This is a genomic window from Streptomyces albus subsp. albus (genome assembly GCF_000725885.1).
Taxonomy (GTDB): domain Bacteria; phylum Actinomycetota; class Actinomycetes; order Streptomycetales; family Streptomycetaceae; genus Streptomyces; species Streptomyces albus.
In genome coordinates this window covers 17,460-33,478 of record NZ_JODR01000021.1, presented here as the reverse complement: position 1 = coordinate 33,478, position 16,019 = coordinate 17,460, and the positions used below count along the sequence as shown (strand labels likewise).

The 16,019-nt window shown below is 72.9% G+C and carries 12 protein-coding genes; 4 read left to right on the top strand and 8 right to left on the bottom strand.

Going from position 1 to position 16,019, the window contains the following annotated elements; genetic code table 11:
• Nucleotides 1-67 precede the first annotated feature (67 nt).
• Entirely contained in the window at nt 68-1,489 is a 1,422-nt protein-coding gene (locus IO40_RS0123620; RefSeq protein ID WP_016469498.1) for a class II fumarate hydratase, read from the bottom strand.
• Between the two features lie 86 nt (nt 1,490-1,575).
• Between IO40_RS0123620 and IO40_RS0123615 the strand changes: the two genes are divergently transcribed.
• The gene (locus IO40_RS0123615) at nt 1,576-1,959 is read left to right on the top strand and encodes a VOC family protein (RefSeq protein WP_016469499.1); all 384 of its coding nucleotides are present in this window, start codon (nt 1,576-1,578) and stop codon (nt 1,957-1,959) included.
• A gap of 39 nt (nt 1,960-1,998) precedes the next feature.
• Here the strand turns inward: IO40_RS0123615 and IO40_RS0123610 are convergent, their stop codons facing one another.
• Together IO40_RS0123610 and IO40_RS0123605 are read right to left on the bottom strand one after the other, a co-directional pair.
• Nucleotides 1,999-5,496 carry an NACHT domain-containing protein gene (locus tag IO40_RS0123610; RefSeq protein ID WP_016469500.1) on the bottom strand — a complete coding sequence of 1,166 codons (3,498 nt, stop codon included), beginning with the start codon at nt 5,494-5,496 and terminating at the stop codon, nt 1,999-2,001.
• A gap of 215 nt (nt 5,497-5,711) precedes the next feature.
• A complete protein-coding gene (locus IO40_RS0123605; RefSeq protein ID WP_016469501.1) occupies nt 5,712-7,412 on the bottom strand; it encodes a fumarate hydratase in 1,701 nt (566 codons plus the stop codon).
• A gap of 148 nt (nt 7,413-7,560) precedes the next feature.
• On the opposite strand from IO40_RS0123605, the gene IO40_RS0123600 reads away from it, so the two are divergent.
• The gene (locus tag IO40_RS0123600) at nt 7,561-8,322 is read left to right on the top strand and encodes a DUF1707 SHOCT-like domain-containing protein (RefSeq protein ID WP_016469502.1); all 762 of its coding nucleotides are present in this window, start codon (nt 7,561-7,563) and stop codon (nt 8,320-8,322) included.
• Nucleotides 8,323-8,568: 246 nt separating this feature from the next.
• Nucleotides 8,569-8,907: a WhiB family transcriptional regulator gene (locus tag IO40_RS0123595; protein ID WP_016469503.1), complete on the top strand. Its 339-nt coding sequence runs from the start codon at nt 8,569-8,571 to the stop codon at nt 8,905-8,907.
• A 747-nt stretch (nt 8,908-9,654) separates the two neighbouring features.
• On the opposite strand, the gene glpX is transcribed toward IO40_RS0123595, so the two are convergent.
• Nucleotides 9,655-10,689 carry a class II fructose-bisphosphatase gene (gene glpX, locus IO40_RS0123590; protein ID WP_016469505.1) on the bottom strand — a complete coding sequence of 345 codons (1,035 nt, stop codon included), beginning with the start codon at nt 10,687-10,689 and terminating at the stop codon, nt 9,655-9,657.
• A 278-nt stretch (nt 10,690-10,967) separates the two neighbouring features.
• On the opposite strand from glpX, the gene IO40_RS0123585 reads away from it, so the two are divergent.
• Nucleotides 10,968-11,561: a DUF4245 domain-containing protein gene (locus tag IO40_RS0123585; RefSeq protein ID WP_016469506.1), complete on the top strand. Its 594-nt coding sequence runs from the start codon at nt 10,968-10,970 to the stop codon at nt 11,559-11,561.
• A 331-nt stretch (nt 11,562-11,892) separates the two neighbouring features.
• On the opposite strand, the gene IO40_RS0123580 is transcribed toward IO40_RS0123585, so the two are convergent.
• The 4 genes from IO40_RS0123580 to IO40_RS0123565 all read right to left on the bottom strand — a co-directional run bounded on the left by IO40_RS0123580 (nt 11,893) and on the right by IO40_RS0123565 (nt 15,861).
• Complete coding sequence (locus IO40_RS0123580; RefSeq protein WP_031176086.1) at nt 11,893-12,486, bottom strand: malonic semialdehyde reductase; 594 nt, start codon at nt 12,484-12,486, stop codon at nt 11,893-11,895.
• 146 nt (nt 12,487-12,632) lie between these two features.
• Complete coding sequence (locus IO40_RS34000; RefSeq protein WP_016469508.1) at nt 12,633-12,983, bottom strand: exodeoxyribonuclease VII small subunit; 351 nt, start codon at nt 12,981-12,983, stop codon at nt 12,633-12,635.
• Nucleotides 12,984-13,053: 70 nt separating this feature from the next.
• Nucleotides 13,054-14,337 carry an exodeoxyribonuclease VII large subunit gene (gene xseA, locus IO40_RS0123570; RefSeq protein WP_016469509.1) on the bottom strand — a complete coding sequence of 428 codons (1,284 nt, stop codon included), beginning with the start codon at nt 14,335-14,337 and terminating at the stop codon, nt 13,054-13,056.
• A gap of 93 nt (nt 14,338-14,430) precedes the next feature.
• Entirely contained in the window at nt 14,431-15,861 is a 1,431-nt protein-coding gene (locus IO40_RS0123565) for an APC family permease (RefSeq protein ID WP_016469510.1), read from the bottom strand.
• Between the last annotated feature and the right edge of the window lie 158 nt (nt 15,862-16,019).

Sequence of the window (16,019 nt, the reverse complement as noted above, 5' to 3'; positions counted from 1 at the left end):
GCCGGCCCGCCGTGAGATGCGCCGCAGCGACGCACCGGCGGGCGGGCCGGAAGGGGAAAGGGGGTGGTCAGGGGTGTGTCATCCGCAGCACGTCCAGTGCCTCGTCGAGCTGTTCGACCGTCAGCTCGCCGCGCTCGACGTAGCCGCTGCGCAGCACGGCCTCGCGGATGGTGAGCCGTTCCGCGAGTGCCTTCTTGGCGACGGCGGCGGCGTTCTCGTAGCCGATGTACTTGTTGAGCGGGGTGACGACCGAGGGGGAGGACTCGGCGTACTCCCTGGCGCGTTCGGCGTTCGCGGTGATGCCGTCCACGGTGCGGTCGGCCAGCAGCCGCGCCGCGTTGGACAGCAGCCGGATCGACTCCAGCAGGTTCTTGGCGATGACGGGCAGCATCACGTTCAGCTCGAAGTTGCCCGCCGCGCCGGCCGTCGCGACCGTCACGTCGTTCCCGGTCACCTGCGCGGCGACCATCAGCACCGCCTCGGGGATCACCGGGTTGACCTTGCCCGGCATGATGGACGAGCCCGGCTGGAGGTCGGGCAGCGCGATCTCGGCCAGGCCGGTGCGCGGCCCCGAGGACATCCAGCGCAGATCGTTGGAGATCTTGGTGAGGCCGACGGCGATGGTGCGCAGCTGCCCGGAGGTCTCCACCAGCGCGTCCCGCGCCCCCTGGGCCTCGAAGTGGTCGCGGGCCTCGGTCAGCGGCAGCCCGGTGGTGCGGGCCACCTCCTCGATGACGGCCGCCGCGAACCCGGGCGGGGTGTTGATGCCGGTGCCCACCGCGGTGCCGCCCAGCGGGAGTTCCGCGAGCCGGGGCAGGGCCGCGCGCAGCCGCTCGACGCCGTACCGCATCTGCGCCGCGTAGCCCCCGAACTCCTGCCCGAGGGTGACGGGGGTGGCGTCCATCAGGTGTGTGCGCCCCGACTTGACCACGTCCGCGAACTCCTCCGCCTTGCGCTCCAGCGCCTGGGCGAGGTGTTCCAGTGCGGGGATCAGATCGGCGGTCACCGCGGCGGTGGCCGCGATGTGGATGGACGAGGGGAACACGTCGTTGGACGACTGGCTGGCGTTGACGTGGTCGTTCGGGTGGACCTGGAGCCCGTCGCCGTCCGAGCCGCTCAGCCGCTCGGTGGCCAGGGTGGCGAGCACCTCGTTCATGTTCATGTTCGACGAGGTGCCCGAGCCGGTCTGGAAGACGTCCACCGGGAAGTGCTCGTCCCAGCGTCCGTCGGCGACCTCCTCGGCGGCGGCGCGCACCGCGTCCGCACGCTCCTGGTCGAGCACGCCCAGCCGGGCGTTCACCACGGCCGCCGCCGCCTTGATCCGCGCCAGCGCCTGGATGTGCGCCCGCTCCAGCCGCTGCCCGCTGACGGGGAAGTTCTCCACGGCCCGCTGCGTCTGTGCCCGCCACTTGGCGTGCGCGGGGACGCGGACCTCCCCCATGGAATCGTGCTCGGTCCGGTACTCGGCGCTGCTGGTGCTGTCGGTCATCGTGCGTACACCTCCATGCTCCTCAGCATCTCGCACGGCGCGGACATTCCTGGTCAGGGCCGGCCAGGGGTCGCTAGGGTCACCGCATGACGAGTCGTCTCGCACAAGTGTGCATCCATGCGGTCGAACCGCGGCGCGTGGCGGACTTCTGGTGCCGGGTGCTGGGCTGGGAGATCCTGGAGAAGGAGGACGGCGGCCTGTGCCTGGGCCCGCCCGGCGGCGGGATGCCCGGCATCGACGTGTTCCCCGTCACCGAACCCAAGACCGTCCACAACCGCCTCCACCTCGACCTGCGCGCCGACGGCACCAGCACCGAGGAGGAGCTGGCCCGGCTCCTGGCCCTGGGCGCCCGCAAGGTGGACGTCGGCCAGCCCGCGGACGTGAGCTGGACGGTGCTGGCCGACCCGGAGGGCAACGAGTTCTGTCTGCTGGGCACCCCCGTGCAGGAGCTGCCGGGCGCGCGGGAGTGAGACCGCGACGGCCTCGCCGGCGGGCGGCAGCCGCAGGGTTCACCGACCGCCGAGCTGGGTGTAGGCGCTGTTGAGGATCTTCTGCGCCAGCTCGGCGTGCCGGGGCGCGACGCGGACACTCATGTACAGCTGCCAGGCGTTCCGGCTGCTGTGCAGCTCGGTCCACAGACGCAGCTCATAGACCTTCTCCGTGCGCCGTACCGCGTACAGCGGGCCGCCCTTGCCGTGCGGGCGCCAGCGGACCGCGGCGGGCCCGGGGCGGTCCGCCGCGAACCGCCGGGTCTCCGTACGCGAGCAGCTGTCTTGGCAGGACAGCTCGGCCAGGTGCAGCCGCAGCCGGGGGATGGACCCGGCGGGCGGCCCGACGGTGGAGGCGCCGGAAGACGTATCGGTACGGGTTCCGCAGTCGTAGACACTGACGTGGGGGTTGTCCTCGTCTCCCCAGTTGCAGGTCAACTGCTTGGGGGCGCGCAGCCGCCACGGTGCCACGGGGAACTCCCACAGGTACGAGCGTTCCCGGCGGCCCCACACCGCACCGAGCAGCCGCCGTTCGGGCTGCCGGTGGCGGGTGAGCCGGGAGTCGTGGGGCGGTCGGGTGCGCGGGATGCCGGCCAGGTCCCGGGCGTCGTCCCGGCCGAGCGCCAGGCGCAGCAGCGACTCGGCGACGGCGGCGACCCGGCGCCGGGAGGCGAACTCCTCCTCGTATCTGACGGCCACCAGCAGGTTGCCCTTCCGAACGGTGAAACGGGCCCGTTGCAGCAGGGTGCCGGTCGAGGTCCGCAGCCCCGTCCTGGTCACGACGCGGACCGCCTCGTCGCCCGGTGCCGGCCGGTCGTCGAAGAACATCGCGGTGCTGGGGCGCCCGGACGCCCCGGCGGCGGCGCGCCGCTGTCCCTGTTCGAACTTCAGCATCCGCTGGAAGCTCTGGTGCGCTACCTGCGCACCGCTGAGGCCGCCGGGCCCCGGAGCCATCGCACGCACTTGCACGCTCACCTGGACCTCGGGTGCGAAGGGAGCCTGCTCGCCCGCCAGACAGGTGTCGTCCCGCGTGGTCCGCCGCCAATCGGTCATCAGCGCGTCGAGAGCCTCACGGGGCAGCACCGCGCAGGTGGTGGCCGGGCCCGGGTGCGGCGCCGGAACGCCGTCCGCGTCCAGCATCCCGAGGGCGGTGGAGAAGAGCAGGACACCGCCCAGCAGGCCCAGGGCCCCGCCGACGGGTTCGCCGAGCGCGTGCAGCCGCCCGTGCGGTGGTGCGGGAGCGGGTATGTCCTCGGCCAGCCGGTTGCGCAGTTCGATGTGGCGGAACCGGTGGACGCCGCCGGACTGCCGCAGGATCCCCTTGGCGTGGGCCTCGCGCAGGAAGTCCATCAGCCGCCAGGGCAGCCGTCCCGTCGTGGCGAGCCAGAGCCGGGCGAGCGTGAAACGGCCCCACGCCGAGGTGGCGTTCTCGTGCAGCCAGGTGCTCAGCGCGGCCCCGGCGACGGTGCCCAGCCAGGTGCCGGCCGTCACCACGTCCCGGCCGCCGAGCAGGTGCCACAGGGCGAGCAGTATCACCGGCAGCCCCCAGACCAGGGCCGGCTCGCCCGCCCCGCGGGTGGGAACGACGCCGAGGGCCAGCGCGGTCCGCCGGTCCCGGAGCAGCAGCCGGGCGGGTTCCGCCGCGGTCTGCGGGTCGGCCGGTCTCCTGGTGCGCCGCAGCACCTCGCACAGAACGGTGTACGCCAGGAACGCGGCTGCCAGCACCGCCCCCAGGCGCCTGCCGTGCGAGCCGGCGATCCCGTACGCCAGGTAGACGGCCCCCACCGCCAGCAGCGTCCACCCGGCCGCCTTGCCCACCGCCGTCCAGGACACGGCCGGCCGCGTACCGGCCGACAGCGGCAGCCGCGTCTGCTGCGGCACACGGGAGGGGCGCCCGCCCCATTCGTGCCAGGCGTACGCGAGGGCCGCCAGTCCGCAGCCTGCCCACAGCGGCACCGGGACCCAGCGGTCCCACCAGGGGGCGCCCAGTCCGGCGAAGCGCACGGTGAGGGCCGTCGTCACGGCGGCGGGCAGCACGCTCAGCCGCCGTAACCAGGACGGGAGCGCCTGCTCCAGCCGCCACCAGGCGATCTCCGTGTCGCCCAGGCGGCGGGCGTGTGCGGCGAGGAAGGCCGCCCGGCGGCGGGCCCGCGCCGCGAGGGCCGGCCCGGCGTCCGCGTAGGCGGCCGTCAGGAACGCGTCGTACAGGTGCCGTTCGACGGCCTGCCGGGTGGTGAAGCGTCCGGCGCCCAGGAGTTCGGCCGGGTCGGCGTCCGTCTCGCTGTAGGCGACGCGGGCCAGGGCCACCATCAGTGGCGTGCTGAGCACCTGGCGCAGTACGCGGGTCTCGCGCCGGGTGTCGGCGGGGTCGGCCAGCCGGGCCAGTACGGGGGACCACTTGGTACGGGAGGGATCCGCACGGCTGGTGCGGCGGCTGGTGCGGGGCAGGTAGTGGCGCAGGTCGTCGACGGTCAGCGGGCACAGCTCCACGGCCACCGCGCCCGGCATCGGCAGCGCCGCGGCCTCGACGGCCCGCGTGTACTCCCTGGTTCGGCTGGTGAGGACGTAACGGGCGTGCGTGGTGAGACTCGTCCGCAACTGCCGCAGCGCGTCCGCCTGGCTGGGCCGGGGCAGTTCGTCGAAGCCGTCGAGCACCGGCAGGACGCGCCCGGACTCGATCAGGTCGAGCGCCGTACGGGGGGTGGGCAGCGGCACCGGATGCTCGGCCGAGAGCCGCTCGGCCGCCCACTGCCACAGGCCGCGGCCCTCCGCCGGGTTCCAGGACGCCAGCGGCAGCACGACCGGAACGGGAGCGCCCGAGGCGGGGCCGCGCGCCTCCAGCAGCCTGCGGGCCAGACGGTGGACGAGGACGGTCTTCCCCGCACCGGGTGCACCCAGCACGACGAGACGGCCGCGGGGCAGGCCCGCGAAGAACTCGGGTATCCCCGCGAACTCACCGTCCGTCTCCAGCGAACCGGCCCGGGCTGCGGTACCGGCCGGAACGCCGAGCACATTCGGCTCGTGGTCCGTGACCAGCGGATCGGCGGCCCGCCACCGTACGGGGATGGGGGTGGGCGTCGTCACGGGGGACAGCGCCAGCTGGTCCTCCCTGGCGTACTGCCGCTCCAGCGCGCCGGCCAGCCGCTCGGTGGCCTGGTCGAGCCGGTGCGCGGGCAGCGGGGTACGGGGCCGGGCCAGCCGTCTGCGTTCCAGGGCCCGGCCCACCGCGGCGGCACCCATGGTCACGGCCCCCACCAGGGCGAGCAGCAAGGGCAGCCGCTCGTCGCGCACCAGGCCGCCCGGCAGTCCGGACGGTCTGACCGCCAACACGACGGCGGCGCAGGTCAGCAGCGCGGTGAGCGACCACAGGAGAACGGGCCGGCGGGGCAGCGGCACCGGCGTCTCGTGCACATGGATGTGGACGGCGTCGACGCGTTCCGCCTGGACGACCGTGCCGAAGCGGCCCCCGGTGATGCGGTTCTCCCAGCGGGGTCTGCCACTGCTGTCGTCCCCGGCCACCGGCCGCCCCCCCGTCCCCCTGCCCGTCCGACCGCCTGCCCTTTTGCCCGCTGCTTGTCTCGTACCCGCTTGCGCCGGGAGCGCCCCTCCTCAGCCGGCCCGCCTGCCCTCACTCCGTCCGGCTTCGGCGCGCCGGGCCTGTCGGCCGTTTTCCCCTCCGCCGTCCTGGCCCCCAAAGGGGCGCCGCCTCGCACGGCCGCGAGGCGGCGGCCCGCTCAGGCGCCCTGGCGTACCGGGATGGACGTCACGAACGGCTGCTCAGGGGCCGGGTCGGCGAAGAAGTCGTTGCCCTTGTCGTCGACGACGATGAACGCCGGGAAGTCCTCCACCTCGATCCGCCAGACCGCCTCCATGCCCAGCTCCTCGTACTCCAGCACCTCGACCTTCTTGATGCAGTCCTGCGCCAGCCGGGCCGCCGGGCCGCCGATCGAGCCGAGGTAGAAACCGCCGTGCTGGGCGCAGGCGTCGGTGACCTGCTTGCTGCGGTTGCCCTTGGCCAGCATCACCTTGGAGCCGCCGGCCGCCTGGAACTGCTCGACGTAGGCGTCCATCCGCCCGGCCGTGGTGGGGCCGAAGGAGCCCGAGGCGTAGCCCTCGGGGGTCTTGGCCGGTCCCGCGTAGTAGACGGGGTGGTCCTTGAGGTACTGCGGCATCTCCTCGCCGGCGTCCAGCCGCTCCTTGATCTTCGCGTGCGCGATGTCACGCGCGACGACGAGCGTGCCGGTCAGCGAAAGACGGGTCTTGACCGGGTGCTTGGTCAGCTCGGCGAGGATCTCGTCCATCGGCCGCGACAGGTCGATCTTCACCGCGTCCAGATCGGCGCCCGCGCCCTCGGTCAGCTCCGACTCGGTGGTCTCCGGCAGGAACCGCGCCGGGTCCCTCTCCAGCTGCTCCAGAAAGACGCCCTCGGCGGTGATCTTCGCCTTGGCCTGACGGTCGGCCGAGCAGGACACCGCGATGGCCACCGGGCAGGAGGCACCGTGCCGGGGGAGCCGCACCACGCGCACGTCGTGGCAGAAGTACTTGCCGCCGAACTGCGCCCCGATGCCGATCTTCTGCGTCAGCTCGAAGACCTTCTCCTCCAGCTCCTTGTCCCGGAAACCGTGCCCGGAGGGGGAACCCTCGGTGGGCAGCTCGTCCAGGTAGTGCGCCGAGGCGTACTTGGCGGTCTTGAGGGCGTACTCGGCACTGGTGCCGCCCACGACGATCGCCAGGTGGTACGGCGGGCAGGCGGCGGTGCCCAGTGAACGGATCTTCTCCTCCAGGAACTTCATCATGCTCTTCTCGTTGAGCACGGCCTTCGTCTCCTGGTAGAGGAAGGACTTGTTGGCGCTGCCGCCGCCCTTGGCCATGAACAGGAACTTGTAGGCGTCCCCGTCCGTGGCGTACAGCTCGATCTGCGCCGGCAGGTTGGTGCCGGTGTTCTTCTCCTCCCACATGGTCAGCGGCGCCATCTGGGAGTAGCGCAGGTTGAGCTGCGTGTAGGCGTCGTGGATGCCGCGCGAGAGGGCTTCCTCGTCGCCGCCCTCGGTCAGCACGTGCTGGCCCCGCTTGCCCATCACGATGGCGGTGCCGGTGTCCTGGCACATGGGCAGCACGCCGGCCGCCGCGATGTTGGCGTTCTTGAGCAGGTCGAGCGCGACGAACCGGTCGTTGGCGCTGGCCTCCGGGTCGTCGAGGATGCGGCGCAGCTGCGCCAGGTGCTCGGGGCGCAGATAGTGCTGGATGTCGTGGATCGCCTCGGCCGCCAGCTTGCGGAGCGCCTCCGGCTCCACCTTGAGGAAGGTGCGCCCGCCCGCCTCGATGGTGCTGACGCCCTCGCTGGTGATCAGACGGTAGGGCGTGGGGTCCTCACCGGTGGGGAGCAGATCCGTGTAGGAGAACTCCGGGCTGGCCGGTTGGGAGCTGGCAGACATACGGGGACTCTTCCTCTCACACTCGCGGCTCACCCAGGGGGGAGCCGGGGCTCTCGACGACGGGAGCGCGTCTCACAGCGTAGAACGCGGACGCAAGGGGGCCGTGCGGGGGTAGTCGCGATCTATCGCGTTTGGGTACGCTGCCCCTGTGACTGAAGACTCTCCGCGCCCCTCGCTCGAAAAGCAGCAGGCCGACGGGCAGCCCCCGGCGCCCGCCCCGGCGGTCTCGCACGCCGACGTGCGGGCCTCGGACGCCGACCGGGACCGCGTCGCCGACATCCTGCGCGAGGCCCTCGCCGAGGGCCGGCTGGACCCGCAGGAGCACGGCGAGCGGATCGACGCCGTCTACGCGGCCAAGACGATGGGTGAACTGGAGCCGCTCATCCGCGATCTGCCGGCCGGCCGCGAGGCCGCCTCCGGCGCGGCGCACGGCGAGGGGGAGGACCCGGGGGCCGGGCGGTCCTACGCCTCCTCGTTCGCGACCTTCTCCGCCTCGCACACCTCCGGGGCCGGTGCTTTCGGCTGGGGACCCAAGGAGAACCTGGTCGCGATCTTCAGCGGCTCCGGGCGCAAGGGGCGCTGGCGGGTGCCGCGCAAGATCAACGCGTTCGCGCTCTTCGGCGGTATCGAGATCGATCTGACCGAGGCGCTGTTCGAGCATCCGCACGTACAGATCAACGCCACTGCGATCTTCGGAGGAATCGAGATCCGGGTCCCGGAGAATGTCACGCTCCAGCAGAAGGGTGCGGGGATCTTCGGCGGCTTCGACGTCCAGGTCACCGACTCGCCCGATCCCGGCGCCCCCACCGTGCTGGTGGAGGGAGCCGCCATCTTCGGTGGCGTGGACGCCAGACCGAAGCGCGGGCGGCTGATCCAGAACCTGCGCGACCGGTTCCGCAAGGAGTTGTGACACCCGCGCCGACGGGCCCGGCGCATGGGCGGCACGGTGTGCGCCGGGGAGCGTACGCCCGGGCGCGCATGGGAGGCCACGCAATGCATACCGGCGCGCACAGCGGGTAGGGCTCGGGCATCGTCTTTCGTACGGTCGGATTCGCGGACCGGCCCCGCAGGGGGCCGGTGGGGGACTCGTGAACCACCGTGCGATGCAAGACGGGTGAAGGGGAACCAACCTCCGTCGTCGCGTCAGGAGCAGACCGTGCTGCAAACGCCGCATCAGTCCCTGCAGGCCGCCGCCACCATCCCCGTACAGCGAACGCCTGAGCGAGATGACCAAGCGGGCCCCTGGCACGCGGAGGCCGTCTGCCGCCGCGACGAAGCCGGCCTCTTCTTCGCCCCTTCCAAGGAGCCCACCGCCGCCCGCCTCTCCCGGGAACAGGCGGCCAAACGCGTCTGCGCCCGCTGCCCGGTCCTGGTCGAGTGCCGCGAGCACGCCCTGCTGATGCCCGAACCGTACGGCGTCTGGGGCGGGTTGACCGCCGCCGAGCGCCGTGTGGTCCTCACCCGGCGCCGCAGGGCGAAGACCGCCACCGTGTAGCGGCGAGCCGATCGCCCCGCCGCGCGCCGCCCCACCGCCCGCGTGCGCCGGTTGCGCCCCGCATGCACCCGCCACCCTCGGCATGAGGGAGGCCGCATCCGCGTGCCCGCGCCGGGGTCGGTGCCGGGGGCTGTGGTGCGCCCGGGGTTGGTTGTGTCGGGGCCTGTGGTGCGCCCGGGGTTGGTTGGTGCCGGTCTTCGGGTTGGTGCGTCCACGGGGTGGTGTCGGTCATCGAGTTGGTGCGTCCCGGGCTGGGCGCCCCCTGGGGCCGGGGGCTGGTCACCGGGCGCGCGAACGATGCGACTCCGGCCTGGGCGGTGTGCTCACGGACGTTGCGGGGCGCGGCCTTTTCCGGGCGCGGATGTTGCCGGGGTGCGGGCGTCGCGCCGGACACGCGTCACCCCGGGCATGCACCGCCACCGGGGTCACGGTGACACTGACCTGCGGCGACACCAACTACAGAGGGCCGTCCCTCGTGGCATGGACCGTCACCCGGTACAGGGCTGCTGCCAACACGGGCCGCCACCTGGCACGGGGTGCTGCCCGGCAGGGGGAGGCCACCCGGCATGCGGGCACAGGTTGCCACCGAGCGCGGGGCCACCATCAAACATGCGGTCGCCGCAGGGGGCCGGAAGACCGAGGCACCAGGGGGCCGGGGGGACAGGGGCGCCGCACAGGCGTGGGCGTGCCGTCGCCGTGGCGTGGGGCCCGGGGAGGGCGGCCCACGCCACGGCGACGGCACGGTGCTCAGCGTGCGCGGTCGAAGTCGATCGCGCTGTAGGCACGCAGCTTCGAGAGCCGGTGCTCCGACTCGATCTGGCGGATCGTCCCCGACTTCGACCGCATCACCAGGGACTGGGTGAACGCCCGCTCGCCGCGGTAGTGCACGCCCCGCAGCAGATCGCCGTCGGTGATCCCGGTGGCGACGAAGAAGACGTTCTCGCCCTTGACCAGGTCCTCCGTCGTCAGCACCTGGTCGAGGTCGTGCCCCGCGTCGAGGGCGCGCTGCCGCTCCTCGTCGTCCTTCGGCCACAGCTTGCCCTGTATGGTCCCGCCGAGGCACTTGATCGCGCAGGCCGCGATGATGCCCTCCGGGGTACCGCCCACGCCGAGCAGCAGGTCCACACCGGTCTCCTCGCGCACCGTCATGACGGCACCGGCCACGTCACCGTCCGCGATGAACTTGATCCGCGCACCGGTCTCGCGGATCTCCTTCACCAGGCCCTCGTGCCGGGGGCGGTCCAGCACCACCACGGTGACGTCCTCCACGCCGCAGCCCTTGGCCTTGGCGATACGGCGGATGTTGACCGTCGGCGGCGCCGTGATGTCCACGAACTCGGCGGCCTCGGGACCGGTCACCAGCTTGTCCATGTAGAAGACGGCGCTCGGGTCGAACATCGCGCCGCGTTCGGCGACCGCCAGCACCGAGACGGCGTTGCCCATGCCCTTCGCCGTCAGGGTCGTCCCGTCCACGGGGTCCACGGCCACATCGCACTCGGGGCCGGTGCCGTCGCCGACGCGTTCCCCGTTGTAGAGCATCGGGGCCTCGTCCTTCTCGCCCTCGCCGATCACCACGATGCCGTTCATGGAGACCGTCGAGACAAGGGTGCGCATCGCCTTCACGGCGGCACCGTCCGCGCCGTTCTTGTCGCCCTTGCCGACCCAGCGGCCCGATGCCATCGCCCCCGCCTCCGTCACCCGCACGAGCTCCAGCGCGAGGTTGCGGTCCGGTGCCTCCGGGCTGACTTCGAGCGGCGAGGGCAGGTGGTGGTGTTCGGTCATCGGAACACACCTTTCTGTACGGCGACTCAGGACGGCCACTGCGGCGACGAGCTGCGCCGATTCGGCGAGGGTGGGCAAGATTTTACCGGTAGGCACCAAACTGAGCAGGGGCGCCCACGGATGAGCGCGCGCCGAGACGTGCGCCGGCTCCGTACTCTCCCCGCAGGTCCGGCCGTTCGCCTCCGGTGGCCGCTCGGCCCGGCGGCCCCGCGCAGTTCCCGTCGCCCTCTCCGCAGCCCCCCGGCGGGCCGCCGACGGGCATAAGGGACGATGGGGGTGTGGCAGCAGACAAGAAGCGAGGCGCGCAGACCGCGCGCGACATGGTGATCTCGCTCGCGGTGATCGTCCTCGCCGCCTGGGTGATCTACCTCTTCGTCCCGCACGACGAGTCCAAGGACCCGGTCAAGCCGGTCAGCTACCGCGTGGAGCTGGCGTCCGCACGGCGTGCCGCCCCGTACCCGGTCGCCGCGCCGCAGGGACTGCCCAAGGAGTGGCGCGCCACCTCCGTCCGCTACACCGCCGACGGCCCCGCCGGCGCGGCCTGGCACCTGGGCTTCATGACGCCCGACAACGAGTACGCGGCCGTCGAGCAGAGCGACGACGAGAGGCCCGGCCGCTTCATCGACGAGGTCACCCAGGGCGCCGAGAAGACGGGGAAGACCCAGCAGGCCGGCGGCACGGAGTGGACGCGGTACACGGGCTCGAAGTACGACGCGCTGGTTGCCAAGTCGGAGGACGGCAAGTCGGTGACGGTCGTCACCGGCACGGCGACCTTCCAGCAGCTGGGCAAGCTCGCCGGCTCCCTGGAGCTCAAGCAGGACAAGCCGGAGGCGCCGGCCAAGGAGAAGGCCGCAGAGAAGGCCGCCGAGTAGGCCGCGGAGCGCACCGCGCGGGTGTGCGCACCACGCGAAGGGCGCGGCCCGTTCCCCGAGTGAGGGAGCCCCCGGCGTGCCCCCGGCGTGGGTGGAGGTCTCCGGGTGAGGAGGAGCCTCCGCGCAGGAGGATGCACGCCGGGCGACGAGGAGCCTGCGCGCATGAGGAAGCCCTCCGCGCGCGAGGGGGGAGTTACGCGCGGAGGGCGGTTCGGGGCCGGCTGGGCGGCGGTGCCGGGCCGGGGCCGTCAGCGGCCGGGCGGGCCCGTGACGAGGCGGCCGGCGGTCGGCATCCGGAGCAGGCGGCCGGCGTGCCGTGCGGGCCCGCGGCTCACAGGACGGTCGCCACGTCCTCGTAGTCCAGCCGCGGCGAGCGCGCGGCGAAGGCGTCCGGGCCCGGCTTGCCGATGTTGACGACCATCAGCACCTTCTGCCGTCCGTCGCCGAAGAACTCCTTGTTGACGCCCTCCGGGTCGAAGCCGGTCATCGGGCCGGCGGCGAGCCCGGCGGCGCGTACGCCGAGGATGAAGTACCCGGCCTGGAGCGTCGCGTTGAGCGCGCCGGCGGTCTCGCGGGTGGTCTCCTCGGAGAAGACGGCGTCCTTGATGTGCGGCGCGTGCGGGAACAGGTGGGGCAGCCGCTCGTGGAAGTCCAGGTCGTAGGAGAGGATCGCGGTCAGCGGCGCGGTGCGGGTCTTGGGCACGTTGCCCTCCGCCATGTGGGCGAGCAGCCGCTCCCGGCTCTCGGGGGAGCGCAGCAGGGTCAGCCGCAGCGGCGACTGGTTGAAGGCCGTCGGGCCGTACTTGATCAGGTCGTAGACGGCCTGGATCTGCTCCTCGGTGACCGGCTCGTCCGTGAAGGTGTTGGCCGTACGGGCCTCACGGAAGAGCAGGTCCTGTTCTGCGGGGTCGAGGACGAGAGCCATGGGGTGGTGCCTTGCCTTTGCGTGCGACGACAGGTGCTCCGGTGAACGGAGGGGTACTCCGTTTAAGTGTAACGAGCACTTGTTCAACGTTGAACTGGTGCGGGGTGATGACGATCACCCCGCCCGCCGCCGCCCGGGTCCTCCGGTCAGCCGGGCTCCCCGTCCTCCGCGTCGTCGTCCTCTTCTTCCGCGTCGTCCGCCTCTTCCTCCAGCACGGCGTCCAGCCGCGCCCGCGCACCGTCCAGCCAGGCGCGGCAGACCCCCGCCAGCTCCTCGCCGCGCTCCCACAGCGCCAGCGACTCCTCCAGCGTGGAACCGCCCGACTCCAGCCGCTGCACCACCTCGACCAGCTCCGCGCGGGCCTGCTCGTAGCTGAGCGCGTCCGCCGTGGCCAGCTCCGCCTGGGAGGCGCCCTCCGCGGACCCGGCCTCCCCGTCGCGCGGGGACCCGTCCCGGGCCGTCCCGGCAGCCGTCCGCCCTTCCGCTTTCGTCGTCATACCGCCAGCCTATGCGGGACCGCTGACACCCGGCGGACACCGTCGGCAGCGCCGGGCGGCACCGTGGCTCTCACCGGCCCTCCCCGCCGCCGCCGACGGCACCATGCCCGGCCGCGTCGGGGGCGGCCCCGTCAGATCCGACGGCGCCGGCGCTGACAGTGACGCCGAACTCCCCGTCGGCCACCCGGGCCCGCAGCCGCTCGCCCTCGGTCACCTCCGCGGCGTCCCGCACCACCGCGCCGTCCGCCCGTTGCAGCACCGCGTACCCGCGCTGCAACGTCGCGGCCGGGGAGAGCGCCACCACCCGCGCACGGGTGTGCGTCAGCTCGTCCTCGGCACGGGTCAGCCGGTGGTCCAGACAGCGTCGCGACCGGTCCAGCAACGCCGCCAGCTCGTCCTCGCGGGTCTCCACCATCGCGTACGGATCGGCCATCGCCGGGCGGCTCATCACCTCGGCGAGCCCGCGCTCCTCGCGGTCGAGCACCCCGTTGATCACCCGCCAGGCGCGCTCGCGCAGGGCCCGCACCCGCTCGTGCTCCTCCCCGACGTCCGGCACGGTGTCCTTGGCCGCGTGCGTCGGGGTACGCGACCGCAGGTCGGCCACCAGATCCAGCAGCGGCGCGTCCGCCTCGTGCCCGATGGCCGAGACCACCGGAGTGCGGGCCGCCGCCACCGCGCGCACCAGCCGCTCGTCCGAGAAGGGCAGCAGATCCTCCATCCCGCCGCCGCCCCGCGTCACGATGATCACGTCCACGTCCTCGCGCGCGTCCAGCTCCCGCAGGGCCTCGATGATCTGCGGCACCGCGTACGGGCCCTGCACCGCCGTGTTGCGCACCTCGAACCGCACCGCGGGCCAGCGCTCCCGCGCCGTGTGCAGCACGTCCCGCTCCGCGTCGGAGGCGCGGCCGGTGATCAGCCCTATGCGCTGCGGCAGGAACGGCAGCCGCTTCTTGCGCTCGGCGGTGAACAGCCCCTCGGCCGCCAGCGCCTTGCGCAGCCGCTCCAGCCGGGCCAGCAGCTCCCCGACCCCCACCGGACGGATCTCCGCCGCGCGCAGGGAGAGCCGGCCCGTCTTCTCGTACCACTCGGGCTTGGCGTGCACCACCACGCGTGTGCCCTCGCCGATGACATCCTTGACCTGCTCGTAGACCTGCCGGAAACAGGTGACGCTCAGCGACACCTCCCGGGAGGGGTCCCTGAGCGTCAGGAAGACCATGCCCGCCCCCGGCCGGGGCGAGAGCTGGATGATCTGGCCCTCGACCCAGACGGCACCGAGCCGGTCGATCCACCCGCGGATCAGGCGCGAGACCTCGCTGACGGGAATCGGTGCTTCGGCGGACGTGGTGAGAGGCATGCGGAAAGGCTAGGCCCTCCCACCGACATCCGGGCCCTCCCGGGGCTCGCCCCGAAAGTGGCCGGCAGCGCCCGCGGCCGGCCCCGGGAGGGCTCAGTCCGCGTGGGTGCCGGCCCGGTCGCGGCGGCGCAGTACCGCGAGCGCCACGAGGGCCGCGGCCAGCCAGCCCAGGCCGACCCAGTGGGCCTCGCGGTTGGCCGTGACGATCACGGCGATGATGATGGCAAGCCCGACCAGCGGCAGCACCCAGTTGCCCAGCACTCCCGCCCGGGGCCCGGCGGTGCCGGCCGCCTCCTGCGCCCCGCCGCCGCGCCGGCCGAGGCCGTAGTAGCCGACCACCGACAGGTGCAGCATGCCGAACGCGAACAGCGCGCCGATGTCCACGATGGACACCAGCCGGTCCAGACCGTCGGGGGCGCGGGCGGCCCACACCGCGGCGCACATCGTCAGCACCGCGCTGACCAGCAGTGCCCGCCCCGGCACGCCGGTGCGGGCGCTGACGTTGCCGAGGGCGTGCGGCAGCCGGCGGTCCCGCGCCATGGCGTACAGCAGCCGGGAGGCCGCGGCCTGCCCGGCGAGGGCCGCGAACGCCGCGCCCAGCGCCTTGCTCGCCGCAACCGTCGTCTGGAGCCAGCCGCCCACCGCCGCCTTCGTCGCGTCGTAGAAGGCCGAGCCCTGCTCCGCAGGGTGGTCCGCCAGGTGCCGCGAGGAGTCCACCGACAGCAGAGCCGCCAGGTACGTCTGGACGACGAAGAGGAACCCGGTGATGAACAGGCACCACACCACGGCCCGCGCCACCGTCGACGCGCCGCGGCCCTTGCCGCCCACCGCCTCCTCGGCGAAGTTGGCGATGGCGTCGAAGCCCAGGAAGGAGAGCACCGCCACGGAGACCGCGCTCAGCAGCGCCGTCAGCGAGAACGTGCGGTCCCCGGTGAGCGGGGAGAGCCAGTCGCGTTCCGGGCCGTCCTGCACCAGTACGACGAGTGCGGCGGCCACGAAAACGGCCAGCACCAGGATCTCCATGGCCAGCACCAGGAAGCCGACGACGGCCGCCCGGCGCACACCCGAGAGGTTCAGCGCGGTGGTGACCACGACTGCGATCGCCGTCCAGATCCACTGATCGACCTCGGGCACGAGCTGCGCCATGGCGATCCCGGAGAAGAGATAGGCGACGGCCGGGATGAGCAGGTAGTCGAGCATCATCATCCAGCCGGTCACGAATCCCGCGCCGTCACCCAGTCCCGCCCGTGCGTAGGCGTACACGGAGCCCGCCTGCGGCACCGTGTGGATCATGCGCGAGTAGGAGTAGGCGGTGAACGACATGGCGACGGTGGCGACCACGTACACCAGGGGCACCACGCCGTGACTGCGGGCGTCCAGTGCCCCGTAGATGCCCACGGGGGCCATCGGTGCGATGAACAGCAACCCGTAGACGATCAGGTCGCGGAGGGTCAGACTGCGCCGCAGGGCGCCGCTCGGCGGGTCACCCGGGGCTGTAGCGGTACGCGAGCGATCTCCAGGCATGGCCCCAGCTTGCCGCAGAACGCCCTTCACGGCAGAGAAGCGCGCAACACACCGGTCGGTCGTTTTCGGTGCCGCACTGGCGGTCGTTTTGCGGAGCCGCCGAGTGGGCCACTGGTCGGTCTTTGGCGGAGCCCGCCCAGCGTGCCGCACCAGTCAGT

Coding starts and splice junctions, on each gene's coding strand:
- IO40_RS0123620 (WP_016469498.1), bottom strand. CDS start 1,489: ATGACCGACAGCACCAGCAGCGCCGAGTACCGGACCGAGCACGATTCC.
- IO40_RS0123615 (WP_016469499.1), top strand. CDS start 1,576: ATGACGAGTCGTCTCGCACAAGTGTGCATCCATGCGGTCGAACCGCGG.
- IO40_RS0123605 (WP_016469501.1), bottom strand. CDS start 7,412: ATGTCTGCCAGCTCCCAACCGGCCAGCCCGGAGTTCTCCTACACGGAT.
- glpX (WP_016469505.1), bottom strand. CDS start 10,689: ATGACCGAACACCACCACCTGCCCTCGCCGCTCGAAGTCAGCCCGGAG.
- IO40_RS0123580 (WP_031176086.1), bottom strand. CDS start 12,486: ATGGCTCTCGTCCTCGACCCCGCAGAACAGGACCTGCTCTTCCGTGAG.
- IO40_RS34000 (WP_016469508.1), bottom strand. CDS start 12,983: ATGACGACGAAAGCGGAAGGGCGGACGGCTGCCGGGACGGCCCGGGAC.
- xseA (WP_016469509.1), bottom strand. CDS start 14,337: ATGCCTCTCACCACGTCCGCCGAAGCACCGATTCCCGTCAGCGAGGTC.
- IO40_RS0123565 (WP_016469510.1), bottom strand. CDS start 15,861: ATGCCTGGAGATCGCTCGCGTACCGCTACAGCCCCGGGTGACCCGCCG.